At 40.5% G+C, this 26121-nt stretch carries 23 protein-coding genes; 16 read left to right on the top strand and 7 right to left on the bottom strand.

What is annotated here, in order from left to right; all coding sequences use genetic code 11:
* Positions 1-23: 23 nt before the first annotated feature.
* From ACX3PZ_RS01225 to ACX3PZ_RS01215, 3 genes are read right to left on the bottom strand one after another with little or no spacing between them, the layout of a single operon-like run.
* Entirely contained in the window at positions 24-734 is a 711-nt protein-coding gene (locus ACX3PZ_RS01225) for a CDP-alcohol phosphatidyltransferase family protein (protein WP_459111829.1), read from the bottom strand.
* Positions 731-1594, bottom strand: a complete 864-nt coding sequence (locus ACX3PZ_RS01220) for a lysylphosphatidylglycerol synthase transmembrane domain-containing protein (RefSeq protein WP_459084670.1) — start codon at positions 1592-1594, stop codon at positions 731-733. The genes ACX3PZ_RS01225 and ACX3PZ_RS01220 overlap by 4 nt, the downstream gene beginning before the upstream one ends.
* Positions 1581-2528, bottom strand: coding sequence for a glycosyltransferase family 2 protein (locus tag ACX3PZ_RS01215; protein ID WP_459084669.1), 948 nt, complete (start codon positions 2526-2528; stop codon positions 1581-1583). The genes ACX3PZ_RS01220 and ACX3PZ_RS01215 overlap by 14 nt, the downstream gene beginning before the upstream one ends.
* 69 nt (positions 2529-2597) lie before the next feature.
* Between ACX3PZ_RS01215 and ACX3PZ_RS01210 the strand changes: the two genes are divergently transcribed.
* From ACX3PZ_RS01210 to ACX3PZ_RS01170, 9 genes are all read left to right on the top strand, one after another.
* Positions 2598-4223 (top strand): ArnT family glycosyltransferase, encoded by a 1626-nt coding sequence (locus ACX3PZ_RS01210; RefSeq protein ID WP_459084668.1) that lies wholly within the window; start codon positions 2598-2600, stop codon positions 4221-4223.
* A gap of 142 nt (positions 4224-4365) precedes the next feature.
* Complete coding sequence (locus ACX3PZ_RS01205) at positions 4366-4785, top strand: DUF2147 domain-containing protein (RefSeq protein ID WP_459084667.1); 420 nt, start codon at positions 4366-4368, stop codon at positions 4783-4785.
* Between the two features lie 205 nt (positions 4786-4990).
* On the top strand, positions 4991-5974 hold the full coding sequence (locus ACX3PZ_RS01200; RefSeq protein WP_459084666.1) for a pyruvate dehydrogenase complex E1 component subunit beta: 984 nt from the start codon (positions 4991-4993) through the stop codon (positions 5972-5974).
* A 94-nt stretch (positions 5975-6068) separates the two neighbouring features.
* Positions 6069-8054, top strand: a complete 1986-nt coding sequence (locus ACX3PZ_RS01195) for a KUP/HAK/KT family potassium transporter (protein ID WP_459111828.1) — start codon at positions 6069-6071, stop codon at positions 8052-8054.
* Positions 8055-8152: 98 nt separating this feature from the next.
* The gene (locus ACX3PZ_RS01190; protein WP_459084664.1) at positions 8153-8626 is read left to right on the top strand and encodes a Fur family transcriptional regulator; all 474 of its coding nucleotides are present in this window, start codon (positions 8153-8155) and stop codon (positions 8624-8626) included.
* Entirely contained in the window at positions 8626-10362 is a 1737-nt protein-coding gene (locus ACX3PZ_RS01185; RefSeq protein WP_459111827.1) for an OstA-like protein, read from the top strand. The genes ACX3PZ_RS01190 and ACX3PZ_RS01185 overlap by 1 nt, the downstream gene beginning before the upstream one ends.
* A 76-nt stretch (positions 10363-10438) precedes the next feature.
* Positions 10439-11629: an aspartate aminotransferase family protein gene (locus ACX3PZ_RS01180; protein WP_459111826.1), complete on the top strand. Its 1191-nt coding sequence runs from the start codon at positions 10439-10441 to the stop codon at positions 11627-11629.
* Between the two features lie 71 nt (positions 11630-11700).
* Positions 11701-12087 carry an START-like domain-containing protein gene (locus tag ACX3PZ_RS01175; RefSeq protein ID WP_459084661.1) on the top strand — a complete coding sequence of 129 codons (387 nt, stop codon included), beginning with the start codon at positions 11701-11703 and terminating at the stop codon, positions 12085-12087.
* A gap of 146 nt (positions 12088-12233) precedes the next feature.
* Positions 12234-13025 (top strand): aminotransferase class IV, encoded by a 792-nt coding sequence (locus ACX3PZ_RS01170; protein WP_459084660.1) that lies wholly within the window; start codon positions 12234-12236, stop codon positions 13023-13025.
* A 228-nt stretch (positions 13026-13253) separates the two neighbouring features.
* On the opposite strand, the gene ACX3PZ_RS01165 is transcribed toward ACX3PZ_RS01170, so the two are convergent.
* Positions 13254-13805, bottom strand: coding sequence for a YqgE/AlgH family protein (locus tag ACX3PZ_RS01165; RefSeq protein WP_459084659.1), 552 nt, complete (start codon positions 13803-13805; stop codon positions 13254-13256).
* 20 nt (positions 13806-13825) lie between these two features.
* Here ACX3PZ_RS01165 and pdxH point away from each other — a divergent pair, with 20 nt between their 5' ends.
* On the top strand, positions 13826-14470 hold the full coding sequence (gene pdxH / locus ACX3PZ_RS01160) for a pyridoxamine 5'-phosphate oxidase (protein ID WP_459084658.1): 645 nt from the start codon (positions 13826-13828) through the stop codon (positions 14468-14470).
* A 72-nt stretch (positions 14471-14542) separates the two neighbouring features.
* Here pdxH and ACX3PZ_RS01155 read toward each other — a convergent pair whose 3' ends face one another.
* Positions 14543-14833, bottom strand: a complete 291-nt coding sequence (locus tag ACX3PZ_RS01155) for an HU family DNA-binding protein (RefSeq protein ID WP_459084656.1) — start codon at positions 14831-14833, stop codon at positions 14543-14545.
* A 404-nt stretch (positions 14834-15237) separates the two neighbouring features.
* Here ACX3PZ_RS01155 and panD point away from each other — a divergent pair, with 404 nt between their 5' ends.
* Complete coding sequence (gene panD / locus ACX3PZ_RS01150) at positions 15238-15588, top strand: aspartate 1-decarboxylase (RefSeq protein WP_459111825.1); 351 nt, start codon at positions 15238-15240, stop codon at positions 15586-15588.
* 13 nt (positions 15589-15601) lie between these two features.
* Positions 15602-16642: a lysylphosphatidylglycerol synthase transmembrane domain-containing protein gene (locus ACX3PZ_RS01145; protein ID WP_459084654.1), complete on the top strand. Its 1041-nt coding sequence runs from the start codon at positions 15602-15604 to the stop codon at positions 16640-16642.
* Between the two features lie 26 nt (positions 16643-16668).
* Here ACX3PZ_RS01145 and ACX3PZ_RS01140 read toward each other — a convergent pair whose 3' ends face one another.
* The gene (locus tag ACX3PZ_RS01140) at positions 16669-18690 is read right to left on the bottom strand and encodes a M3 family metallopeptidase (RefSeq protein ID WP_459111824.1); all 2022 of its coding nucleotides are present in this window, start codon (positions 18688-18690) and stop codon (positions 16669-16671) included.
* 234 nt (positions 18691-18924) lie between these two features.
* On the opposite strand from ACX3PZ_RS01140, the gene ACX3PZ_RS01135 reads away from it, so the two are divergent.
* From ACX3PZ_RS01135 to ACX3PZ_RS01125, 3 genes are all read left to right on the top strand, one after another.
* On the top strand, positions 18925-19803 hold the full coding sequence (locus tag ACX3PZ_RS01135) for an SDR family oxidoreductase (protein ID WP_459084652.1): 879 nt from the start codon (positions 18925-18927) through the stop codon (positions 19801-19803).
* A gap of 76 nt (positions 19804-19879) precedes the next feature.
* Positions 19880-21085, top strand: a complete 1206-nt coding sequence (fabV, locus tag ACX3PZ_RS01130) for an enoyl-ACP reductase FabV (protein ID WP_459084651.1) — start codon at positions 19880-19882, stop codon at positions 21083-21085.
* A 53-nt stretch (positions 21086-21138) separates the two neighbouring features.
* Entirely contained in the window at positions 21139-21975 is an 837-nt protein-coding gene (locus tag ACX3PZ_RS01125) for an endonuclease/exonuclease/phosphatase family protein (RefSeq protein WP_459084650.1), read from the top strand.
* 54 nt (positions 21976-22029) lie between these two features.
* Here ACX3PZ_RS01125 and clpB read toward each other — a convergent pair whose 3' ends face one another.
* Positions 22030-24624 carry an ATP-dependent chaperone ClpB gene (gene clpB, locus ACX3PZ_RS01120; RefSeq protein ID WP_459084649.1) on the bottom strand — a complete coding sequence of 865 codons (2595 nt, stop codon included), beginning with the start codon at positions 24622-24624 and terminating at the stop codon, positions 22030-22032.
* A 401-nt stretch (positions 24625-25025) separates the two neighbouring features.
* On the opposite strand from clpB, the gene ACX3PZ_RS01115 reads away from it, so the two are divergent.
* Positions 25026-26114, top strand: coding sequence for a 2Fe-2S iron-sulfur cluster-binding protein (locus ACX3PZ_RS01115; RefSeq protein ID WP_459084647.1), 1089 nt, complete (start codon positions 25026-25028; stop codon positions 26112-26114).
* The last annotated feature ends 7 nt before the right edge of the window (positions 26115-26121 follow it).

Here is a 26121-nt window from a genome sequence, read left to right as displayed (position 1 = left end):
TTTTAAAATGGAATAGGTAGTACCTAGTTCATGGTTTTCTGAAAGGCTAGCGACAAGACAATATAGTAAACTACAATCAGTGGAATTCCTACTGTTTTAAAAAGTAGAAGTAGGGCAATGCTTCCCAATAGTAGTAGTATTTTAGGAAGATTGTCTCCTAGAGTAAAAGATTTAAATTTTAAAGCAAACATTTTGATAGGGCTGACAAGCAAATAGGAACTAAGAGCAGTTAGTCCTACCAAAATCCAAGGAGCGTTCAGCGCATCTAGAAAGGAATTTTGAGTTTGGAAGGTATAGTACAGTCCAAATATCAAGAGGGTATTTGTCGGCGTGTTTAAGCCCACGAAATGATAGCTTTGGGAATCGTCCAAATTAAAAATCGCAAGCCGTAAGCAGGACATTAAGGTGATGAAAAACCCAAAATAGGAAAGCTCAAAAACAACGTCACTACCTAGCGTAAGTGTGTAACCTTCCAATAATTTATACATCGCAACCCCAGGTAAAAAGCCAAAACTTACCATGTCAGCAAGAGAATCAAGTTGCACTCCCAATTCGGAATTTGCCTTTAGAAGCCTTGCGACAAAGCCGTCGAAAAAATCAAATAGCAAAGAAAGCAAAATGCAGATTGCCGTAATCTCGTACTGACCTTGAAACAAATGTACAATTCCAATGCAACCTGAGAAAAGATTGGCTAGAGTGAAGCCATTGGCTAAATTATTTTTGATGAAATTCATAGTGATGAGTTGGTTTTCAAATTTAAGCTTCTTAGCTGAAAAACGATTCCAATTAAAGCAAAAAAAGCGGTGACCACAGTAAATAATAAAGAGGCCGACACACTTTGTGTTACATCCAAATGAAAATAAGTGGAGGCCTTTAAAAAGAGCATCTCACGAATTCCAATTCCCGCAAACGAAATCAGACTAAGCACAGAGCTCGCTAAAAACAGGAGTGCATAGGGTAAGAAGTTTGTAGTAACTCCCAGACACTTAAGCAGAAGAATGAAACTAATTGCCTGCAAGGTTTGGATCCCAAGTGAAAAAAGAAGTCCTTTTGCAAAGAGAGATTGAAAGGAAGGGAAGAACTGTTTTAAAATATAATAGTAGACTATAAGCCCTACGATTAGCAGCAAGAGAAGGAAAACCCAGTACGTTTTGAAGAGCAGTAGAGTAATGAAAATACCAAGTCCTAGTAGTGCTACGAGCCCACTAATTCGATCATTTAACACACTAAAGGTGAGTTTTTTCAAATTCCATTGGAACTTTTTGTTTAAGAGATAGACCTTATAGGCATCGCCACCGATTCCACCCGGGATGAAAAAATTATAGAACATGCCAAGAAAATAGAGCTCTAGGTTGCTTCTGAAAGAAAGGGAAAAGCCATGGGCTTTAAAGTAATAATCGAGGCGTTTCGCGGACAAAATTTGAGAAGCTAGAAACAAAAGTGCTCCTAAGAAAAGGTACTCATATTCAATTTTTGTCCACAAGGAAAGTAGGTCGTGAAGAGGGATTTTTTTGAGTACTAAAAAGAGTAGACCGAGGCTTATAAGCAGCTTTAAGGCCGTACTTAACTTCTTATTGATTCTAATTGCCCTCAAACTGTGTGATTTTACGAATGTTAAAAGGACGTTTTCTTTGCGACTCATAGTAGGTCTTCATTAGCATATCCACCACGATTCCTGTGGTGAAAAACTGGATCCCAATAAACACCAGTAAAACTCCTAAAATAAGCAAAGGCCTAGTCCCGATTTCATTGCCTAGAATTTTAAGAATTACAAGATAAATGTTGATGAGCATTCCAAGAGTAAAGGCAAGAAGTCCAATGTTGCCAAATAGATAGATTGGTTTAGATAGGTATTTTTGATTGAAAAGGACTAGAAGTAGATCGTTAATGACCTTGAACGTACGATTCATTCCGTATTTCGATTCGCCATGAATTCGCGGGTGATGTTTCACCGGCATTTCAGCTATTTTTGCCCCGTTTAGGTGCGCCATTAAACTAATAAAGCGATGGTTTTCACCGTATAGGTTTAATTCTTTTGCGGTTTCTTTTGTAAAAACTTTTAGAGCACATCCTTGATCTGAAATGGACAGTTTCGTTGTGTTCTTGATAATGAAATTCGCAATTTTAGAAGGAATTGTGCGCAAGGAGGAATCCTTTCTCTTTTGTCTTTTTCCGACCACTAGATCGTAATCACCATTTTCTAAGAGCTCAATCATAGCAGGTATATCGCTTGGGTCGTTTTGTAAATCTCCGTCAAGCGTAATAATGTAATCTCCAGAGGCGAAATCGAATCCGGCCATCATTGCAGAACTTTGGCCATAATTCTTTCTGAGTTCAATCAAAACTACGTTTGGATCTTTCTTGTCCTTAATTTCTTTCACTGTCTGGTCGGTAGAGAAATCATCAATTAGAATGAGCTCGTAACGATAAGGACCCATCGCTTGTCTAATTTTGTCTATAAGTAGACCTGCATTGCCCTTTTCATTGTACATGGGAATAACGAGTGAGTATAGTAGCGCTGGATTCATGGTTTGATTTTGATTGATTAAATTTGTAGGTTTAAAGAAGCACAAAAATACTAAAAAACTAGTAGTTCTATGAATTCAAACGTTCAACTCAGCCAAGCTCAACTTACGATTCTCTATTTGGGATTTGCGCTGGTGTATATTTTGGGTCTATTTGTTCCCTTGATGCAAAACGATTCCGCGCAACATGCATCTATGGCCATGAAAATGGTTCTTAATGGAGACTACCTAAATATCTACAAAGGAGAGCTTCCTTATTTGGATAAACCGCACATGCATTTTTGGCTGGCAGCAGCTTCCATGAAGCTTTTTGGAATTAGTGAAATTGCGTATCGAATTCCTGCGTTGCTCTGTTTGGTCCTAGGGGCCTATTCAAGTAAGAAATTAGCAGAACTCCTTTATAGTTCTCCTCAAGTAGGACACTGGGCCGCGTTGATTTTTCTCTCTGCGCAGGGTATTATTCTCTCTGCGCACGATGTGCGTACCGATGCGGTACTCACCGGTTTTGTCGTCTTTTCCATTTGGCAGTTTGTAGTAGCAATCCGATCCCAGACTCTAAGCAGCTATCTTTTGGCGGGTTTTGGAGCAGCCATTGCTTTCTCATCCAAAGGTCTAATGACCCTAGTCATCATTTCCTTCTGTGTATTCGCCTACCTTCTCTATAGCAGAGAATGGAAACGATTTTTTACGCCTAAATTGATTATAGCTGCCTTGGCTTTTTTCCTGGGCTTAAGCCCCATCCTTTATGCGTACTACCATCAATTTGGTCGAGAAGGAATTGAATTTATCCTTTTAGGACAAAGTGTTTCTCGAATGACTGGGGACGGTTTTGCTCCGAATAATTCCGATTATATTTTCTTTTTCCATACGCTACTGTGGGTGTTTTTACCTTTTTCTCTCGCATTATATTTTGGTGTTTTTGAACGAACCAAAGAAATGATAAAAGAAAAATTCAGAAAGAAAGGAGGAGTGGAATTTCTAACCTTAGGTGGGTTTTGGCTCGTGATGTTCGTTTTTAGCTTTTCAAAATTCAAACTTCCTCATTACCTAAACGGGTTAATTCCTATCCTTGCAATTTTAACGGCCTCTTATTTGAGTCAGCTATCTTTGACGTCCAAAGACAGAAAAATTCGAATTCTTTGGTCGATACAACTGGTGGTTATTTTCTCTTCTATTCTTCTTGTTTCATGGCTTTCCATTGAGTTTACGGGGATAGAAAATACCGTTTTATGGATAGTAGGAGCTATTTTGTTTGCAATATTGCTCTTTCGAGTCTTTTCGGTTCAACCTCTATTCAAAAAGTATCTGTTTTGCTCTTTGCTTTTTTCTATCGCATTAAATGTGTATTTAAACGGTCAATTTTATCCTGTCCTCACGAAATACCAAGGGAGTTATAGTCTCGCCAAGTATGTGAATCAAAGTGAGTTCGACTCCAAGAAGGTTTTTATGTTAGAAGGGAGTGAATATTGGGCGTTTGATTTTTACACAAAACAAAATACAAAGCGTATCGAAAGCGAAAAATTGAAAACAGGAGATCTACTTATCATTGATCAGAAGTCTTTAGATGGATTCAACAGGCAGTACCATGTCCTTAAAACAGAAAATGATTACCGAATTACAAGATTAAATTTGAAGTTTCTTTCCTCCAAAACGAGGGCTCAAAAACTTTCAAAAATGTATTTAGTGCGGATTCAGTAACGAAATCTATTCTTGGATTCTTTGAATTTCCATTTCTGATAGAAAAGACCTTATGAGGTGAATAATAAAATAGTTGGAGTTTAACTTTTTTTAATTACTTTTATCAAACTTATACAAACCTTAACAAATTATTAATATTGTCATGAAAAAAATGTTTTTTGCTTTTATAGCTTTGTTTTTTGCCACTTTATCATTCGCTCAAATTGAGGGGAAATGGAAAACAATAGACGACGAAACCGGTGTGGCGAAGTCCGTCGTTGAAATTTATAAGAAATCCAACGGCCAGTACTATGGGAAAATTTCTCAACTACTGGGCAAAGTGGAAAATAAAAACTGCGTAAAATGCAGCGACGATCGTAAAAATAAGCCGTTAGAAGGACTCGAAATTATTCGTGGACTTAAGAAGTCAGGTTCTGAATTCACAGGAGGTACGATCACGGACCCTAAAACAGGGAAAACCTACAAATGTACTATTACAAGAGACGGTGATAAGCTGAACGTAAGAGGGTATATTGGGTTCTCACTAATCGGACGTACACAAACTTGGCACAAGGTGAAGTAAGCGACATGTTTCGTTAAACAAAAAAATGCGCCCTTTTCTAGGAGCGCATTTTTTGTGGATTAAAATTGACGAACCAAAAGCTTCCTTTTATTGGTTCTAGTGCGGTTGGACTTACGATAGGACGAACCTCATTCAAAATGGAGGAGGGTTGGCCGTTTATATAATTTAATTCACTAAATTTGTCGGCAGAAAAACAATACGAGACATGGCAGAATATACTTTTAGAGAAGTGATTGCGCAGGCAATGAGCGAAGAAATGCGTAAGGATGAATCCATTTACTTAATGGGTGAAGAGGTGGCAGAATACAACGGAGCTTACAAGGCTTCCAAAGGAATGCTTGAGGAATTCGGAGAAAAACGTATTATTGATACGCCGATTGCAGAACTTGGATTTACAGGTATTTCCGTAGGTGCTGCAATGAACGGAAATCGTCCCATTGTGGAATTTATGACTTTCAACTTCTCGCTAGTAGGGATTGATCAAATTATAAACAACGCTGCAAAAATCAGACAAATGAGCGGGGGTCAGTGGAACTGTCCAATCGTTTTTAGAGGACCTACGGCTTCGGCCGGTCAATTGGGAGCAACCCACTCTCAAGCTTTTGAAAGTTGGTATGCAAACTGTCCAGGACTTAAAGTCGTTGTGCCTTCGAATCCGTATGATGCGAAGGGGCTTTTAAAAACAGCCATTCAAGATAACGATCCGGTGATTTTTATGGAATCAGAACAGATGTACGGAGATAAAATGGAAATCCCAGAAGAAGAGTACTACTTACCTATCGGGAAGGCGGATATAAAAAGAGAAGGAACGGATGTAACCCTTGTCTCTTTTGGTAAAATCATGAAACTTGCCATGCAAGCAGCAGAAGATTTAGCAAAAGAAGGAATTTCAGTAGAAGTAATTGATCTTCGAACTGTACGTCCACTTGATTATGATACCGTTTTGGCTTCTGTAAAGAAAACCAATCGTTTGGTTGTTTTAGAAGAAGCATGGCCGTTCGGTTCAGTCGCTTCCGAAATCACTTATATGGTACAACAGAAAGCGTTTGATTACCTCGATGCTCCAGTGAAACGTATCACGACTCCAGATGCACCTGCGCCTTACTCCGCAGCTCTTTTCTCAGAATGGTTCCCGAAACTAGAGAATGTAAAAGAAGAGCTTAAAAAAGCAATGTACATTAAAGCATAAAATAGATAAAAACTCTCGAAAGAGAGTTTTTTCATTTATACAATGATATTTTTTACAATCGTAAAAAGTTTACCTTTGCCAAAATTTTTTCAAAATGTCACAAAATGCTACCAGTCAATCGTTTGATGTAAAGAAATTGTCCTTTATAGGGGTGATTGTCTCTCTGGGTATTGTGTTCGGAGATATTGGTACCTCGCCATTGTACGTGATGAAGGCGATTGTGAATGCCTTTCAATTTGCCGATTCGGCCTTGCCTTTAGACGAATACATTGAAGGGGCTCTTTCGTGCATTATTTGGACTCTTACCCTGCAGACAACGATCAAGTATGTGATTATTGCCCTAAGAGCTGATAACAAAGGAGAGGGAGGTATTTTGGCACTCTATTCCCTAGTGAAAAGACTGAAGAAACCTTGGCTTTATATAATAGCCTTGATTGGAGCTGCCACCCTGGTAGCAGACAGTGTGATTACGCCCTCATTAACCATCATGTCAGCGGTTGAAGGTTTAAAAATATACAATGTAAATACACCGGTAGTTCTGATCACTTGTGTGATTTTGCTAGTCGTTTTTTTAATGCAGCAGTTTGGAACGAGTCTAATAGGAAAGTTTTTCGGTCCGATTATGGTCGTTTGGTTCTTAGCACTTGGCGGATTTGGACTATTGCATCTCTTTGATCATATCGAAATTCTAAAAGCATTTAATCCGTATTATGCCTACCAACTCATCACGCATTCGCCAAGTGCAATTGTGATTATGGGCGCGGTGTTCTTATGTACGACGGGGGCCGAGGCTTTGTATTCAGACTTAGGCCATTGTGGAAAGAAAAACATTCAAATAAGCTGGGTTTTTGTAAAAATCATGTTAATCTTAAATTACCTAGGTCAAGGGGCTTGGCTTTTAGACAATATTCATGAGACGCAATCCGGCATGAATCCTTTCTTTGGAATTATGCCTTCTTACCTTGTACTTCCTGGTGTTATATTGGCAACCGCCGCAGCAGTGATTGCAAGTCAGGCGGTGATTACAGGTTCATTCACCATGTTTTCGGAAGCCATGTCCATTAACTTTTGGCCGAACCAGAAGATTGAGTACCCCTCCGGTGTGAAAGGCCAAATGTACATCCCAAAGATCAATTGGACTTTGCTATTGATGTGTATCGTCGTTGTGCTATTCTTTAAAGAATCCAGTAAGATGGAGGCGGCCTATGGTCTTACCATTACCATTACGATGCTCATGACCACCTGTCTTTTGCTATTTTGGTTACGTCGCAATCGAATCAGTAAAATTTTAATTGTGTTGTTTGCTACAGTTTACCTTTCCATTGAGCTTGGATTCTTCTATGCGAACGTGATCAAGTTTTTCGACGGAGGTTGGCTCACTGTTGTGTTAGGGGGATTGATTGGAGTTGGAATGTACGCATGGTACAATGGAAGACAGATTAAAAATAAGTTTATCAAATTTGTGAAGCTAGGAGAATATGCTCCTGTCATTAAGGATTTGAAGTTAGACGAAACGATTCCCAAATACGCAACCAATTTAGCCTTTCTAAGTCGAGCAAAAAGAGCAGATGAAATAGAATCTAAAATCATCTATTCGATCCTTCGCAAGCAGCCGAAAAGAGCAGACCATTATTTTTTCCTGAATATCATTAACCAGGAAGATCCCTATACATTCAAGTATGCGGTAGAAGAGGTGGTTCCCGGAACCATTTATAGTGTGAATTTTTATTTAGGGTTTAAGATTGAGCGTCGTATCAATGATTATTTTGATAGTGTTCTGGCGGATTTGATGGAACAAGGCATGATCCCTTCGAGAAGTGCGCATCCCTCCCTTCGAGGTCATAATATCCCCCCAGATCTTCGGTATGTGATTATCGATAATACCTATATCAACGATACCCTACTTACCGTGAAGGAGAAGATTACACTCAATATTTATAATTTTGTAAAATCGATTGGGAGTGATGATTTCAAAGCGTGGGGAGTCTCTCCACACAACGCGGTAGTCGAGTCTGCGCCTCTTTTGAATCAAAAGGTACGAATTAAAAAGATAAGCCAAATCAATTCAAAAAATCTTTAAAATAGGAACGAGAGCCTAAACCTTTCAGTTGGTTTTGAAGCCGGCTCCTTAGAGCTACTCTCAATTTAATTTAATAGATTTGTAGACAATTATTATTAATGGACGCAAAGCAAACAGACTCGAACAAACAAGTTATCAAAGAAGTTTTAAAACAATATCTTCAAGATAAAGGGTTTCGAAATACGCCGGAACGTTATACGATCTTAGAGGAGATTTACAATATGGATCACCACTTTAATGTAGATGATTTGTATTTGCTAATGATGCAGAAAAAGTACCATGTGTCCAAGGCTACAATTTACAATACCATTGAAATCTTTTTAGACGCTGGACTTATTCGAAAGCATCAGTTTGGAGAGAAGACTTTAACGTCTTCTTCCTATGAGAAGTCTTATTTTGACAAACAACATGACCATCTTGTCATATACAAACAGAATTCTGACCGCGAAATTGCTGAAATAATCGAGTTTTGTGACCCACGTATTCAGGGGATTAAAGAGGCCATTGAAGAAGCTTTTGGAGTTGCCATTGACTCACATTCTCTCTATTTCTACGGTAGGAAAAAAGAATAATGCAAAAAGGGCTCCTTTTTATTTTACTTATCTGTGCCCAGTTCTTTACCGCGCAGATTACTACCCAGCCAAAGACTCCTTTGGTGAAAGACCCTTTTTTTACCAAGCCCTCGCAGCAAACGGTGAGTACCGAGAATGTGCAGCTTGTCCATTCGGATCGTTTTCAGGTAGACCAAAAGAAATTTGAGGGCAATCCTTTTTTTACGGGGAATGTCAAGTTTTCCCACAAAGGATCTATTCTGACGGCGGATGAGGTCATCTTGTATCAGGACGAAAATTTCGTAAAAGCCATTGGTAATGTTCGTCTTGAGAACGCAGACGGATCCGTGATTACCGCTAAGGAAATGGAGTACGATGGGAATACGGAGAGAGGAATCGCAAGAAAAAATGTGGTTTTGACGGATCCGAAACAAACTATCAAGACGGAAACTCTTTACTATGATCGTCGAATTAACCAGGCCTATTTTAATACCGGAGGTACGATTATTAGTGACCAAAGTATCATGTATACCAATGCTGCCACCTACGATGTATCTACAAAAATCATTGATTTCACTGGGAATGTGAAAATTGACAATCCTGAGTATACGGTAGAGGGAAGCAATATCAAACAATATCAAAACACCAATACGGCTGAGTTTTTTGGACCTACCCGTGTGATTAATAAGGAAAACCCTTCTAATTATGTGTACACAGAGCAGGGAAGGTATTTAATGAACAGCAAGGAAGTTTATCTAAATAAAAATTCGAGAATCCATTACAATGGAAAAGTCCTTACGGGGGACACCATGTATTATAATCAATTGACAGGTTTTGGACGTGCGAAAGAGAATGTAACGCTGGACGATCCACAAGAGAATCGCTATATCAAAGGAGGGTATGGAGAAATATACGAAAAGAAGGACTCGGCAATGGTTACCGAAAGCCCGTACGCGGTTAAGATTTTAAAAGAGGATTCCATGTACTTTTCCGCAGATCGAATTTTAGCTTATCAAAAATTAGATTCCACCGGCATTAAAAAAAGTTATTTACGCGCCTTCCATAAGGGACGAATGTTTAAGTCGAATGCGCAGGCAAGAGCTGACTCGATCTCATTTGATGAAACGGACGGAGTTCTTCATCTGAATGGAAATCCGATCCTATGGAGTGGGGCTAAACAAGTGACAGGTGATAAGATTGAGGCTTATTTCAATACCCAAAGCGAAGAAATTGACTCCATAAAGGTCCTTGGAAATGGATTTGCGATTAGCAAAGCAGATTCTCTAAATCTAAAAGATGAGTTCAACCAAATTAAAGGACGAATCCTTACCGTGTACTACGAAAATAATGAGGTGAAATTGGCACAAGCGTTAGGCAACGCCCAAGCCATTACCTATGCGGATTCTGAGGATGAAAAGACCAAAGAGATGGAACGTCTAGGCGTTGTGCTTTCTACGTGTGGAACCATTGAAGTATTGTTTGCAGATAGACAGGTTCAGGTGATTTCCTGCAATGTAGGAGCGAGATCTGACACCTATCCCATGTCCTTTATTTCAAAGGAGAAGCGGTTTTTTCCTGACTTTAATTGGAACACAAAAGATCGATTAAAAACGTGGAAGGATATCTTTGTGGATTCTCCGAACTACGAGCCTATTCAATACGAATCGGATGATTCTCTCTATGAACAGGCACAACTACGCCGACGAGACGAAAATGCGAAAAACCAACCCAAGGTGGAGAAGCGCACTCGTAAATAAGTCTGCTGAATGATTCGTCTCCTAATTTCAGAATTTTCATAGTCATTTTTAGAGCAATATTTCCGAAATTTGCATCATGCAAAAAGAATTTTTCAAGTACCAAGCACAAACAACTCCTTTTGCCTCTGGCTTTGAGGTGGAGCGCGCCGAAGGTTCCTATATTTACGACACAAACGAAAATAAATACCTTGATTTTGTGGCGGGTGTTTCTGCCAATACCTTAGGACATTCTCATCCCAAAATTGTCGAGGCCATCAAAATGCAAGCGGATAAATATTTGCATGTCATGGTCTACGGGGAGTATGCACAGCAAATGCCGGTTCAACTATGCGAACTCCTTGCACACTCCACGCCAGAACCTCTAGAAGTGACCTATTTGGTCAATTCTGGAGCTGAAGCAATAGAAGGTAGCTTAAAACTTGCCAAGCGCTACACGGGAAGAGAAGAAATTGTTTCTTTCAAAAATTCATATCATGGGAATACCCACGGAGCGCTTTCTGTTTCTGGGAATGAATATCACAAAAGAGAGTTTAGACCCTTACTCCCACTCGTGCAGTTTATTGAATTTAACCGCCTAGAAGATCTCACTAAAATCACGGAAAGCACCGCCTGTGTTTTACTTGAAACGATTCAAGGAGCTGCGGGATTTTTGCTGCCAGAGCCCGCGTATTTGAGACAATTAAAAGAGCGCTGCGAAGAAGTGGGTGCCCTTTTAATCCTAGATGAAATCCAGCCTGGATTTGGACGTACGGGGAAGCTTTTTAGTTTTGAACATTATGGAATTGTGCCAGATATCCTTGCTATGGGCAAAGGAATGGGAGGAGGAGTGCCGGTTGGTGCCTTTATGAGTTCAAAAGAAATCATGAAGTCTCTTACGCATTCTCCGAAACTTGGACATATTACCACCTTTGGAGGAAATCCTCTTATTGCCGCGGCATGCCATGCAACGTTAAGTGAAGTTCTCACCAGTGGTCTGATGGATGAGGTGCACTCCAAAGAATCGCTATTTCGAAGTCTGCTCGTGCACCCAAAAATTAAAAATGTAAACGGGCGTGGACTTATGCTCGCAGTCAATTTACAAGATCCCGACTTTACCCTACGTGTTGCGAAAACTTGTATGGAACTTGGACTCATCGTTTTTTGGCAATTGTATCGCAATGAGTACCTTAGGATTTCTCCACCCTTAACGATTTCAGAAAGTGAAATTAAAGAGGGCTGTAAGATCCTACTTCAAGCTCTTGATCAAACGGCAGATTCAACCCTATAAAAATCATCTTTTTTCTATTGTGTAAATAAGAAATTAATTTATATATTGCGGCACATTAGAAAACATAGAATATGGCCAAGCAGAAAGTGCAGTATGAATATCCAATGCACTGTCTTTCCGAAATTTTGTACGAATACCTTGCGAGTGCTGAAGGGCTTTCCGAGTGGTTTGCAGATGAAGTGATTGAAAGAGGGGATGATTTTTATTTTAGTTGGGGTGGCGGTCCTGCAGAGAAGGCTACGCTAATAAGATATAAACCAGAGAGTTTCGTACGTTTCCGTTGGGAAGAAGATGAGGATACAAAGAACTATTTCGAGATGACCATTGTGATTGACGAGATCACTGAAGATTTGGCTTTGAATATCACGGATTTCTGCGAGAAAGGAGACGAGGATGAGAATCGCCTTTATTGGGAGAACTTAATCGAAAATTTGCAGATCAAATTAGGAGCTGCATAAGAATATATTTTTCCTTCACTGAGTTGCAGAGGAAGTAAGAAACGAGATGAACGAGTGATTCGTTCATTTTTTTTTGGTCTATTCTTTCGGTAAACCTCTTTAAAATGCTTAATTTTGTTCGCTTTATTTAGATAAATATGAATGATATGGGTCTTTCTACGTCCACGCCTTCGCGTGCTTTTTTATACGGAGATGCAGTAAGTGTTTCTTTTTTTGTGCGAAATTCAAAACTTGTCTTTGCAGAAGAGAGTTATTTTTTTCTGATGGCCTCGATGCGAAAAATGCGAATGAGAATTCCTTTAAGTTATACGCTTGAATTTTTCCAGGAACTCTTTCAAAACGAATTGCTCAAGGAAGATTCTAAAGAAGGCATTATTCATTTTATGGTCTACCGCGAAACGGGTGATGGGCCCCTTGAAAAGGCAGATGTAAAATATTGGTTTGGCTTTTCACCGCTTCCGGAGCTGATCTCGCTTCAACAGCCCCTTAAGATGGATCTGATTAAAGAGATTAATGTAAATACAAATCTCTTAAGCAACATTCGAGTCCATTGCAGCGAGAACATTTATGGGCAAATTTACGCTCTTGAAAATGACTTAGACGATGTGATTTTATTAAATCCCAACAAACGCATTGCACGCTCTACTTTAGGCAATCTATTGCTATTGAATGACGAAGTGATACGGGTGCCTAAACAGACTGAAGGGGCGTATATCTCTCCTTTAATGGAGGCCTTTGTAACTTTTATCCATAAAAACAATCTTGCTCAAATTGAACAGGCAGAACTGGTCGCATTTGAAAGTCAGAAAGCAGAAGAAATTCTTATGATTTCAGAAGAGAAAGGAATTTTCAGTGTAGGCAAGATTCGAAACAAGGAATTTTCAAATCTGCGTTTTAAAGAATGGATTCAGAAATGGAAAGAATCGATGCTTGACTAAAGGATAAATGTTTTATTTCATGGCAGTACTTTGCGTTCGTCCTTAATTGACAAACCCAACAAACAACCATTTAGTAAGTCATTTGCCGGGTTTTTAAACTTTGCTTAAAAGTCTCTCAAAGAAGTCTCAAAACGGATACTTACTCTGATTTTTATACTACAAAGTAAGCCATATTTTCTCTTAAAAAGTCCCCATAGGATTGCTAAAAAAATGTTAATGTTTAGTAAGTCAATTCATGGAGATGTCCTCAGGTGCATTGGCCCACAAAAGGTAATCTCCTCCTAGCTTTTGCATCAGTTTTTTCCACAAATTATCGTCGTATCTGGCGGTGTAATCTAAATTAGGCACATCGACAGGAGTCCAAGCTTTGCGCGCAATTTCAGATTCGAGTTGTCCAGCAAACCATCCGGAATATCCTGCGAAGAACTTGATATTGAGTAAGTCGATTTCTTCATCGAGAACTCCTTTAATAATAGATTTATAGTTTTCAGTGGCATAGTAGTTCTCGTTAATCCAGATACTGTCCTCTTGTTCTGTTTGTCCTTTAATGATAAAGAATTTTCGATCCGGTTCCACAGGACCCCCCTCGAACCAGACTGAATTTTTCGTGACCTCTGAGGAATCCGTTATGAAAAATGATTCGTCTTTTTTCTTGTTTAATATTAGCCCAAATGCCCCGTCAGAGGTATGTTCTAGTAAGAGGACCAAAGATCGGGAAAAAACATCCCCGCTTAGATCGGGCGTGGAAATTAATATTTTACCTTTGTAGGAGTAACTCATAGTCAAATGTAAAAAATAATATGGAAAATCTACACGATTGGCGTCAGAATTATAAAAGATCCGAGCTGTTGGAGACTGAATTAGAAAAGAACCCTATGCAGCAATTCAAGACTTGGTTTTTGGAAGCGCAAAGCCTTGAGAGTCTTTCGGAGCCTAATGCTATGGCTGTATCGAGTCTTGAATCGGATGGGACCCTTAGGACTCGAATGGTCTTACTTAAAGAGTATACCTGGGAGGGATTTGTGTTCTACACGAATTACAACAGTAGGAAAGGACATGCCATACAGGAGCATCCTCAAATAAGTCTGCATTTTTTTTGGCCGGCAATGGAAAGGCAAGTGCTAATTAGTGCAAGGGCAGAAAAAGTAGCGGAAAGTCAAAGTGATGGCTATTTCTCTCAACGACCCAAAGGAAGTCAATTGGGGGCTTTGGTATCGAATCAGAGCTCCGTTATTCCGGATCGGGATTACTTGGAGAACCAAATGCACAAGTTGGAACAGCAGTATGAAGGAAAGCAAGTGGAAAGGCCTAGCTATTGGGGTGGGTATTTAGCAAAACCTTATGAAATGGAATTCTGGCAAGGACGTCCTAACCGATTGCATGATCGTATTCTTTACCGGCTAGATGAGCATTGCGATTGGGTACAAGAACGATTAGCCCCCTAAATTCTTATAGAATTAAAACAAAAAGAAGCGAACCCCGAAAGAGTTCGCTTCTTTGCTTTGAATCGAAATTGATTATTTCTTCTTTTGACCAGAAACCGCAGTGGCTAAATCCGCTCCTGCTTTGAATTTTGCTACTTTTTTCGCTGCAATTTTGATCGGTTTTTTTGTTGCAGGGTTGATTCCTTGTCTTGCAGCTCTTTCCGCTACAGAAAATGTACCGAAACCTACTAGGGAAACTTTCCCATCCTTTTTCTTAAGGGTAGATTGTACATTAGACATGAATGATTCTAAGGCTGCTTTCGCAGACACTTTTGTAATTCCGGCATCTTTTGCCATCGCGTCGATTAGTTCAGACTTGTTCATAACGATATTTTGTTTTAAAGTTAGTTGTTACTAGAGCAAATATAATACAATTTTCATATTGTGCAAATTTTTTTGAAAAATTTCATCAAAATTGTATTTTTCGCATGGTAAAGAATGAAACTTGATAATTCAAGCCTCCCTGCTAAATGCGTGTTTTATGGTACTAAAATTATGCCAAAGACCCTATTGTTCAGTGTTTTCAATATTACTTGTGATTGGATATTTGAATTGCGAATTATTAAATATAGGGCATACTATGAAGCTATTTTTCCTAAAGTTTGTGATAATCATAACAAAATAAGATAATTTATGCAGTATGGGTAATGTTAGCTTCTCTTATTTGCCTTGTATTCAATTGGTTATTTTTAAAAGGTTTTTAGAATTAAATTAATAAATTTGCGGCTATGTTAATTGAACTATTTAAATCGAAAATTCATCGCGTGAGGGTTACGGCCTCCGATCTCGATTATATTGGGAGTATTACGATAGACGAAGCACTTTTGGAAGCTTCGGGTATCATAGTCGGAGAACGAGTCTACATTGTAAATGTAAACAACGGAGAGCGCTTTGATACTTATGTGATCAAAGGGAAAAGGAATTCCGGTGAGATTTGTCTTAATGGTCCTGCAGCCAGAAAAGTACAGAAGAACGATATAGTGATCATCATTGCCTATGCGCAAATGACACCGGAGGAAGCAAAGACTTTTCAGCCTAAGATTATTTTTCCAAACGAACAGAACAATCTGTTAACCTAAACGAACAGACAAGTTGGAAACGAAAAGAAAAACTCCGCTATTAAAAACCTTGGTGACCATCGGTATCTCTGTGGCAGTCGCTGTTTTTTTTCTTTGGCTTGCCTTTCGAGGTCTTGATATTCACGCGATTCAAGGGTATTTTGCTGAAGCTAATTATTTGTGGGTTTTATTTGCCGCCGTGTTTGGACTGTTGGCGTATTGGATTCGAGCCATCCGATGGAATCTCCTCCTTGAGCCAATGGGGTATAGAATCTCCAATTCCAATGCCTTGTGGACAATTTCTTTTGGTTATTTAATGAACCTTACGGTGCCTAGAAGTGGAGAACTAGCACGTTCCACCGCACTGTACGGAGTAGAAAAGGTACCCGTGGACCAGTCCTTTGGTACCATTATACTTGAGCGAGTAATCGATCTGCTTTGCATGATGCTTTTCCTGTGTTTAGCCCTGATTTTAAAATACGATGCAATTCAATCGTTTTTCAACTATGCATTTAGCCAGCAAGGTGCAGAATCTAGCTCAAGCGGCTACTGGATCCTGGTGATCGGCTTGATCTTGGTTTCTGGAGCAGTTTTGTTTTTCAGTCTTCGCAGTAAATTGCAAGCAATTGCATTTTTCAGCAAATTGTATGGGATCGTAGATGGACTTATCGAGGGCATGACAAGTATTTTTCGCCTGAGAAGACCAGGACTCTTTCTTCTTTATTCTCTTGCAATTTGGATTTGCTATTATCTCGCCGCGTACATTGTGTGTTTTGCGTTACCAGAAACGGCAGGGTTTTCGCCCGCCGACGGACTCTTTATTATCGTGATTGGGACCCTTGGGATGATTGTTCCTGCCAGCGGTGGGATCGGTGCTTTTCACCTCGCCGTAAAATTGGGTATTGGGGCCTTGTTTGTAAGTGCGGGAGGTTCCTTCGAGAAAGGTGCAGAAATTGGATTAGCGTACGCGTTTATCTCCCATACCCTTCAACTCGTGATTATGGCTGTAATGGGTTTCATTTCCATTCCTTTGCTGGCGAAAGCGAGAAGCAAAAGTCCAGCGCTAGCAAAATAGAATTCTACTACCACTGGACTTTCGTTCTAGTTCGTTCCAAATGCTCTTTTTAGTAGGCTTTCTACTTTAGGTTCTCGACCTCGAAACCTTTTGTATAAGACCATCGGGTCAATGGAGCCTCCTGCAGAAAGCAGTTTTTTGTATTTTGCTGCCGTTTCTGGGTCAAACAATCCTTTTTCTTTGAAGAGATCAAAGGCATCGGCTTCGAGAACTTCTGCCCACTTGTAAGAGTAGTACCCTGCGGCATATCCGCCTTGGAAAATATGCGCAAATGCAGGGCTCATAGCCGTTTTCTCGTGCGTTGGGTACAGGTTTGTGCCTAGCGTTGCATTGGTTTCAAATGTTTTGACATCGTCTACCGGACTCGAAAGCGAATGGTAGGCAAGATCTAAAAGTCCAAATCCTACTTGTCGCAAAGTTTGATAGCCCTCCATAAAACTTTTGCTTTTGGCTAGCTTCTGGATTTGATCTAAAGGAAGGGGTTCCCCTGTCTTATAATGTTTGGCAAACGATTGAAGAAATTCCGGTTCATAACAATAGTTTTCCAAGAATTGAGAAGGAAGTTCTACAAAATCCCATTTGACTGAGGTTCCCGACAAATTAGGGTAATGGGTGTCGGCCAGAATGCCGTGAATCGCATGCCCAAATTCATGAAAAAGTGTAGTGAGTTCTTGAAAGGTAAGTAAGCTAGGAGTCGTTTGTGTAGGTTTTGTGAAATTGCAGACCACAGAAATGTGTGGCCTTTGCTCTCTAGCTCCCTTTTTAAATTGACTCTTGTAACTCGTCATCCAAGCGCCAGAGCGCTTTTCCTTACGAGGGTGAAAATCTGTATAAAGGATTGCTTTTTCTTTTCCGTTTTCGCTAACTAGATACGTTTGAACATCGGGATGGTACAGCGGAATGTCTTTTATGAGTTCAATTTTAAGTCCAAACAGACGATGAGCAAGATCAAATACGGCCTCAAGCGAACTTTGTAAGGGGAAGTAATCACGAAGCTCTTCTTCGTTTATTTCCAATTCCTTTTGTCTTCTTTTCTCGACATAGTAGGCGTGATCCCATGCTTCCAGAGGCTCAATTCCATCCTCTTTCGCATAGGATTTTAAAATTTCAATTTCTTTTTCAGCATACGGTGTTGCCTTGGTTAGCAGCTCGTGCAAAAAGCTTGAAACTTCTTTTGGGCTTTTCGCCATACGTTCCTCAAGAACGTATTGGGCAAACGAATCATACCCTAAGAGTTTAGCTTTCTCTTCTCGTAAGGCGGTTATTTCCTTGATTAAGCTTTGGTTGTCGTAAATTCCATCGTCAAATGATTTGGCTGAATTGGCAAAATAGAGTTCTTTTCTTAATTCACGGTCTTTTAGGTAAGTCATCGCAGGTACATAACTTGGGTACTGCAGGGTTATCGTATATCCTGTTTCTTCTCGTTCCTTAGCTTCAATCGCATAGGGCTCAATTTGACTTTTCGACAAGCCTTCAAGAGCAGATTCTTCTTGAAGATTCTTTGAGTAGGCATGGGTTGAGGCCAATAGGTTTTCCCCAAATTTTAGGGACTTTTGCCCAAGATCTTTGTTGATGTTTTCTAGCTTCTTTTTATCTGAGTGGGATAAGAGCGCTCCCCCTCGAACAAAGTCCTTGTAGGTTTTGTCCAAGAGCGTGGTCTGTTCTGGGTCAAGCGTACGCGTTTGCTTTGCATCATAGACAGTTTGAATTCGCTTAAACAACGTTTCGTTATGCGATATTTTAGCAGAAAACTCTGTGAGTAGGACAGAGACGCTCTGAGCGGTCTTCTGCAGTTCTTCAGAGGTCTGAGCGGAATTTAAATTAAAAAAGATTGAGGAAATCACCTCAAGTTTTTCCCCACTGAAGCTAAGCGCCTCGAGCGTGTTGGAAAACGTAGGAGATTCCGGGTTTTGCGCAATTTGATCAATTTCTTTTTCTGCAATTTTTACCTCGGCTTGAAACGCAGGTAAGAAATCACTGGTTTCAATTAAATCAAAAGGTGCGGTCTCATATGGGGTTTTGAATATTTCTAGTAAAGGATTTGTCATAAGTTCGATTCATTTGGATCAAATTTAAGAAAATATTGACAGGAATCCTTCCGATTTAAATCCAAATTCAAATTTTAGGAGGGGCAAGGAGCTAGTTAAGGAGGGGAGGATCCCCGAGAAAAATTAACCAAGAGAACCTTAACAAAAAGCGAACCTTATTTGTTGAATTCAATCTGTCGGAAGGGTTTGCACAAAATTGGTTAAATTCACAAGTTCAAACCTAAAGTAAAAACGATGAAATATACAGAAGGAATGCTTCAAAAAGAGGCACTAAAAGGAAAAGTAATTCTTGTGACAGGAGGAGGGAGTGGCCTTGGAAAGGCGATGAGTAGGTATTTTCTAACCCTGGGAGCGAAAGTCATAATTACTTCCCGTAACTTAGAAAAACTGGAGAAGACAGCCCTTGAACTTGAGCACGAAACGGGTGGAAACGTTCTCGCCTTAAAATGCGATGTCCGAAATTACGACGAAGTGGAGAAAATGCAACAGGACGCTGTGAAAGGCTTTGGACAAATTGATGTCCTGGTCAACAATGCAGCGGGTAACTTTATTTCTCCTACAGAGCGCCTTACCCACAGCGCATTTGATTCGATAGTAGACATCGTGCTCAAAGGCACCAAAAACTGCACCTTATCGGTTGGAAAGTATTGGATTGAGAATAAGATCCCCGGAACCGTATTAAATATTGTCACCACCTATGCATGGACAGGATCGGCGTATGTCGTACCATCTGCCTGCGCGAAAGCAGGCGTTCTTGCGATGACTCGAAGCCTGGCGGTGGAATGGGCAAAATACCAAATTCGCTTTAATGCAATTGCACCGGGCCCTTTCCCGACCCAAGGGGCTTGGGAACGTCTACTTCCCGGAGATTTAGCGGATAAATTTGATATGCGTAAAAAAGTTCCGCTTCGTAGGGTAGGAGAACATCAAGAGCTTGCTAATTTAGCGGCCTATTTGGTTTCCGATTATTCAGCCTATATGAATGGGGAAGTGGTCACTTTGGATGGAGGAGAGTGGCTCCAAGGAGCAGGTGAGTTCAATATGCTGGAACAATTGCCTACCGAAATGTGGGACATGTTAGAAGCGATGGTGAAGGCGAAAAAGAACGGATAAGGATTTCTAGGATAAGGATTTGGTGAAATTCGGCAAAATTCACTTAATTTGTAATGCGATAAATAACATTAAAACTATGATAATTCAACCAAGAACAAGAGGGTTTATTTGTCTGACTGCGCATCCAGAGGGAGCTTTGGAAACGCTTAAGAATCAGATTAAGTACGTGAAGTCGAAGGGTAAAATTGAAGGGGGACCCAAAAAAGTTTTGGTCATTGGGGCTTCCACTGGATTTGGAATTGCCTCACGCGTGACGGCCGCATTCGGCTCGGATGCAGCGACCATTGGTGTGTTCTTTGAAAAACCAGCCTCTGAAGGAAAGTTAGGAACAGCAGGTTGGTACAATACAGCCGCCTTTGAACAGGAAGCGAAGAAGGCAGGTCTTTACGCCAAGAGTATTAACGGCGATGCATTTTCCGATGAAATCAAAAAACAAACCATTGATTTGATCAAGAAGGATTTAGGGCAGGTCGATTTGGTAGTCTATAGTCTAGCCTCTCCAAGACGTACCCATCCCAAGTCAGGAGTAAGTTACTCCTCTGTACTTAAGCCCATCGGAGCTCCTTTTACTAATAAAACGGTTGATTTTCATACGGGAGTCGTAACTGATATTACCATTGCACCCGTGGAAGACTCAGTAGATATTGACAATACAGTTGCTGTCATGGGAGGAGAAGATTGGAAATTCTGGATGGAAGATTTAAATGCAGCAGGCGTTTTAGCCGAAGGGGTGAAAACGGTTGCTTATTCTTATATAGGTCCTGAACTTACGTATCCAATTTACCGCAACGGAACCATTGGACAGGCGAAAAACGATTTAGAAGCAAGCGTCGAGTATCTTAACGAACTTCTGAAGAATCTTAACGGTAGTTCTTATGTTTCTGTGAACAAAGCTTTAGTTACGCAGTCTAGTTCTGCAATTCCTGTGGTACCACTTTACATTTCATTACTCTTCAAAGCGATGAAAGAGAAAGGGGTTCATGAGGGAACCATTGAGCAAATTCAAAGGTTATTTGCCGAAAGACTTTATACAAAGGACGGCGTGGTACCTTTAGATTCTGAGGGCCGCATTCGAATCGATGATTTAGAAATGGCAAGTGATATCCAAGACGAGGTCGCAAAACGTTGGGCAGAGGTTAGCACCGAAAACCTAAGTGAGATTAGCGACATTGAAGGATACCGAACTGATTTTTTCAATTTGTTTGGATTTGAAGTGCCAGGCATAGATTACGAGCAAGACACGAACGAAAATGTTGCGATTCCAAGCATATCGGAAGCTTAAATTAACCCAAAAACTTCTCCCTAGCGGAGAAGTTTTTCCTTAAGGCATAACTTATGAGATACAGATTTTTATGGACTTTTCTTCTGGTGGCGAATCTAACATGGGCGCAAGAACTAGAGGTCATGACGTATAATATTCGGCTTTCGATAGAGTCCGATGCAGAAAATGCATGGTCAAAACGCGCAGCAGATCTTGTGGATCTATTGAATTATTATGAGCCGGATATACTAGGCGTGCAAGAAGCTTTACCTGAACAAATGGATTACATCCAAAAAGGCCTCCCTTCCTATCGCTATGTGGGTGTGGGTCGTGACGATGGAAAGAGAAAAGGAGAATTTTCAGCACTCTTTTATGATGCCTCCAAATTTAAACTTTTGCAAAGCGGTACATTTTGGCTGTCGCCCACACCAAAGGTTCCCTCCAAAGGATGGGATGCGGCGTATCCCAGAATTTGTTCCTACGGACTCTTTAAGTCTAAAGAGCATGGGAAGTCATTTTGGGCATTGAATGTCCATTTTGATCATGTCGGAAATACCGCTCGTGAGGAATCGGCAAAGTTGATTCTTGAAAAGATTCGTCAATTGAATACGAAGGGATATCCTGTAGTGTTAACCGGTGATTTTAATCTAGAAAGTGATACGGCTCCCATTGCGCTGCTTTCAAAAGAACTCAGTGATTCTTTTCTTCACTCTGAGAAAAAGCCCTACGGTCCTGAAGGAACCTTTACAGGCTTTGATACGAAGGAGCCTGCAAAGGTGAGAATCGATTATATCTTCTCTCGAGGGTTTAAAACTTTAAACTACCGAGTAATTGAGGATCGAAGAGAGAATTTCTTATATCCCTCCGACCATTTTCCGGTGGTAAGCACACTTCTTTTTTCAGGGAAATAAACCCATTAAAAAACGCTCGAAATGGTTCGAGCGTTTTTTGTTGAGCAAGTTGCATTACTGTTCGGTAGGTCGAAAGATAAGACCACTTTCTTCAAAATAATCGAGCGTGATTCTCTCCCCGTCCTTAATGGTGCCCGCAAGGAGTTCTTTGGAAAGTCGATTCAAAACTTCCTGCTGCAATACTCGTTTTAGAGGTCTTGCACCAAACGCAGGATCGTACCCTTTGTTTAAGATGTAATCCACTGCATCCTCGGTTGCCGTAAGGTATATACCTTTTCGCTCCAAAATTTGATTCAGCCCTCTAAGTTGATACTGAACAATTTTTCCAATTTCTTGTCGGTTCAGAGGTTGGAAAAGAACGATCTCGTCAATCCGATTCAAGAATTCAGGCCTTAACGTTTGTTTTAAAAGGCTAAAGACTTCGTCTTTGGTTTTCTCAAGCACTTGCTCGTGGTTTTGTTGATCTAGCGTGGCAAAGTTTTCTTGAATGAGGGGCGAACCTAAATTCGAAGTCATGATGATAATCGCATTTTTAAAGTTGACCACCCGTCCTTTGTTGTCGGTAAGTCTTCCATCATCCAGTACTTGCAAAAGAGTATTAAAGACGTCAGGGTGCGCTTTTTCAATTTCATCAAGGAGTACGACAGAGTAGGGTCTTCTTCTCACAGCCTCTGTAAGCTGACCGCCTTCGTCGTAGCCGACGTAGCCTGGAGGCGCTCCCACGAGTCTTGACACCGAATGGCGCTCTTGGTACTCACTCATGTCAATTCTTGTCAAGTTACTTTCGTCATCAAAGAGTAATTCGGCCAGAGCTTTGGCTAATTCTGTTTTCCCAACCCCGGTAGAACCTAAGAAAAGAAAACTTCCGATTGGCCTTTTTTCATCGTTAAGTCCTGCTCTGTTTCTACGAATGGCATCCGCAACGGCCTCAATGGCTTCGTGTTGTCCTACCACACGCTTGTGCAGTTCGTCCTCTAGGTGCAAAAGTTTTTCTCGTTCGCTTTGCAAAAGTTTTGTCACAGGAATGCCGGTCCACTTGGAAATCACCTCGGAGATGTTTTCTGCTGTCACTTCCTCTTTAATGAGTTCATTTTGGTGGTTTTGCATTTCGAGCTCCAAGGTTTTAAGTTCCTCTTCTTTTTCTCGCAATTGACCGTATTGAATCTCCGCGACTTTTCCGTAGTCTCCAACCCGAGCCGCACGTTCGGCTTCTAATTTCAAGGTTTCAATTTCTTTTTTGATACCTGTGAGATCTTCGGATTTTTGTTTCTCTGCCAACCATTTTGCATTGATTTCGTTACGTTCATCGCTTAGCTTAGCAATGTCCTCTTTCAAGTGTTGAATTTGTATCTCATTACTCTCTCTAGAAATGGCTGCAAGTTCAATTTCCATTTGCATTAGTTTTCTGTCTAAGACATCCAACTGCTCAGGTTTTGAATTGATTTCCATTCGCAGCTTTGCAGAGGCTTCATCAATTAAATCGATAGCCTTGTCCGGTAGAAATCGATCCGAAATATACCGCTGAGATTGTTCGACAGCGGCAATAATCGCTTCGTCTTTAATTCGAACCTTATGATGGGCTTCGTATTTGTCTTTAATCCCTCTCAGAATGGAGATAGCCGACTCGGTGTCCGGTTCTTGAACAAGAACTTTTTGAAACCTTCGCTCTAAGGCTTTGTCTTTTTCAAAGTGCTTTTGGTACTCGTTAAGGGTGGTGGCTCCCACAGCTCTTAATTCTCCTCTTGCCAGTGCAGGCTTAAGTATATTGGCGGCGTCCATAGCGCCTTCGCCACCCCCTGCGCCAACAAGTGTGTGAATCTCATCGATGAACAGAATGATCTGTCCGTCAGACTTAGTGACTTCGTTTACCACATTTTTGAGTCTTTCTTCAAATTCTCCCTTGTATTTTGCACCCGCGATTAACGCGCCCATATCCAGCGAAAATAGGGTTTTGTCCATCAAGTTTTCAGGTACATCGCCGTTGATGATTCGGTGAGCAATCCCTTCGGCAATGGCTGTTTTACCTACGCCAGGTTCCCCAATTAGAATCGGGTTGTTTTTGGTTCTTCGCGAAAGTATTTGAAGGACTCTTCTTATTTCTTCGTCTCGTCCAATTACCGGGTCTAATTTGCCTTCGCTGGCTAGCTGGTTTAAATTTTTCGCGTATTTGCTTAGACTTTGGTAGGAATCTTCCGCACTTGCGGAATTGGCCGTGGTGCCTTTTCTTAATTCTTTAATGGCACCTTCGAGAAGAGATTTTCGAACGCCCATGTCTTTTAGTAAACTTGAGACACTGGAATTCACCTCCAAAAGGGCTAACCATAAATGTTCTAGGGTCGCAAATTCGTCTCCCATTTTTTTGGCAAGGTTGGCCGCCTCCATCAAGATTTTTGTCGTCGTATTAGAAAGGTATTGACTGCCTCCTTCCACTTTCGCAATCGATTCTAAGCTTTCTCTATTTCTTTGTTTCAAAAGAGTTAATTCCACTTCTGATTTTTTCATAAGAAAAGAAGAAATGGAATCCTCGATTTGCAAAATGCCCTCAAGCAAATGCTGAGGCTCTATACTTTGGTGTCCAAATTCCATCGCGATCTGCTGCGCCTTTTGAATCGCTTCTTGGGATTTGACGGTAAATTGGTTTAAATTCATTTGGTATTGGTGTTGTTTGCAAAGACTCCATCAAAAAGCGTTCAAATTAAATAATGTGGTCATTTTTACCGTATTTTAAAATTGATTTGCAAGTTTTTAGGCCTTTTTTACCGAAATTTCCTTGTAATTATTTTCCGTAAACAGCCTGAGATTCTCTGTATTGCCACCACCCTGTTTTGCCAAAATGGATGCAGAGAATCCACAGATCGAGCTGGTGGTTGAAGACATTCACAGTCGATTGACCGTCTGTTTTCTATGCCCATCGCTTGTGGAAGCAGGAGCAAAGTAGAAATCTTTATTTCGTATAAAAAGCTGACTGTAAGGAGGTTGTTTTGAAACGGGCAGATTAGGTTTTTTTTTTATATTTGTTTAGTTCCTCAAAGGAACTGAATTTACCTATTATGCATCATTTTCATTCTCTAAAAGTGACCCAAGTGTCACGGCAGGCAAACGACTGCATTCACCTATCGCTTGAAGTGCCAAGTTCACTTGCGCCTCTTTATCGATTCAAACAAGGTCAATACCTGACCCTTCGAATTCTTCAAGACGGGGAGGATCTTCGTCGATCCTATTCGATTGTCAATGCACCGTCTGAAAACAACTCGGAGCTCGAAGTTCTTATCAAACATTTAGATGAGGGGAGAGTTTCTGGGTTTTTGAATACGCATCTAAAAGTAGGTGATTCCTTGGAAGTTATGCCTCCTTTAGGGCATTTTTATACCCATTATCATCCGAGCAACCAGAAACATTATATTGGGATTGCTGCGGGAAGTGGAATTTCACCGGTGCTTTCCAATTTGAAAGAAGCACTTTATCAAGAGCCTGAATCGCGTGCATTCCTTTTTTTTAGCAACAGAAGCTATGATCATATTTTATTTAAAGAACAACTTGAGCAGCTAGAAAAGCAATTTGAAGGTCGGCTAAAAGTAGTTTACCTTCTGTCTCGAGAGCGTCACTTGGAGGGCGAATTGTTCGAGGGTCGGATCACCTCCTCAAAATTAGGAGCGCTGCTTGAAAAATACGACGAGATTCCAATTTCTGAGAGTACCTATTTTCTTTGTGGACCCAGTGAAATGATTAAAGACATTTCTACCTATTTAAAAACGGAGAAGAAAGTACCTTCCTTGCAAGTGCTTTATGAATACTATACACCTCCTGACGAAGAAGGGAGTTCAGAGATGAGTGAGGAATTCAAAGCCATTGCTAATATTGAGAGTATGGTCACCGTTATTATAGATGACGATGAGTATTCCTTTCATCTTAATTCAAAGAAAAACAGTATCTTAGACCAGGCTTTAAAAGATCAACTGCCCGTGCCGTTCGCGTGTAAAGGAGGCGTTTGTTGCACTTGCAAAGCCCAGGTATTGGAAGGGGAAGTCTTTATGGAAAAGAATTTCGCCCTTACCGAGCAAGAGGTGGAAAACGGGTTTGTTCTCACCTGTCAAGCGCATCCCGTCACAAACGTTGTGATGTTAAATTACGACGTGTAGTAAGTTT

The sequence above is a fragment of the Chryseobacterium sp. A321 genome (genome assembly GCF_054489265.1).
This window is presented reverse-complemented; position numbering and strand designations above follow the sequence as displayed.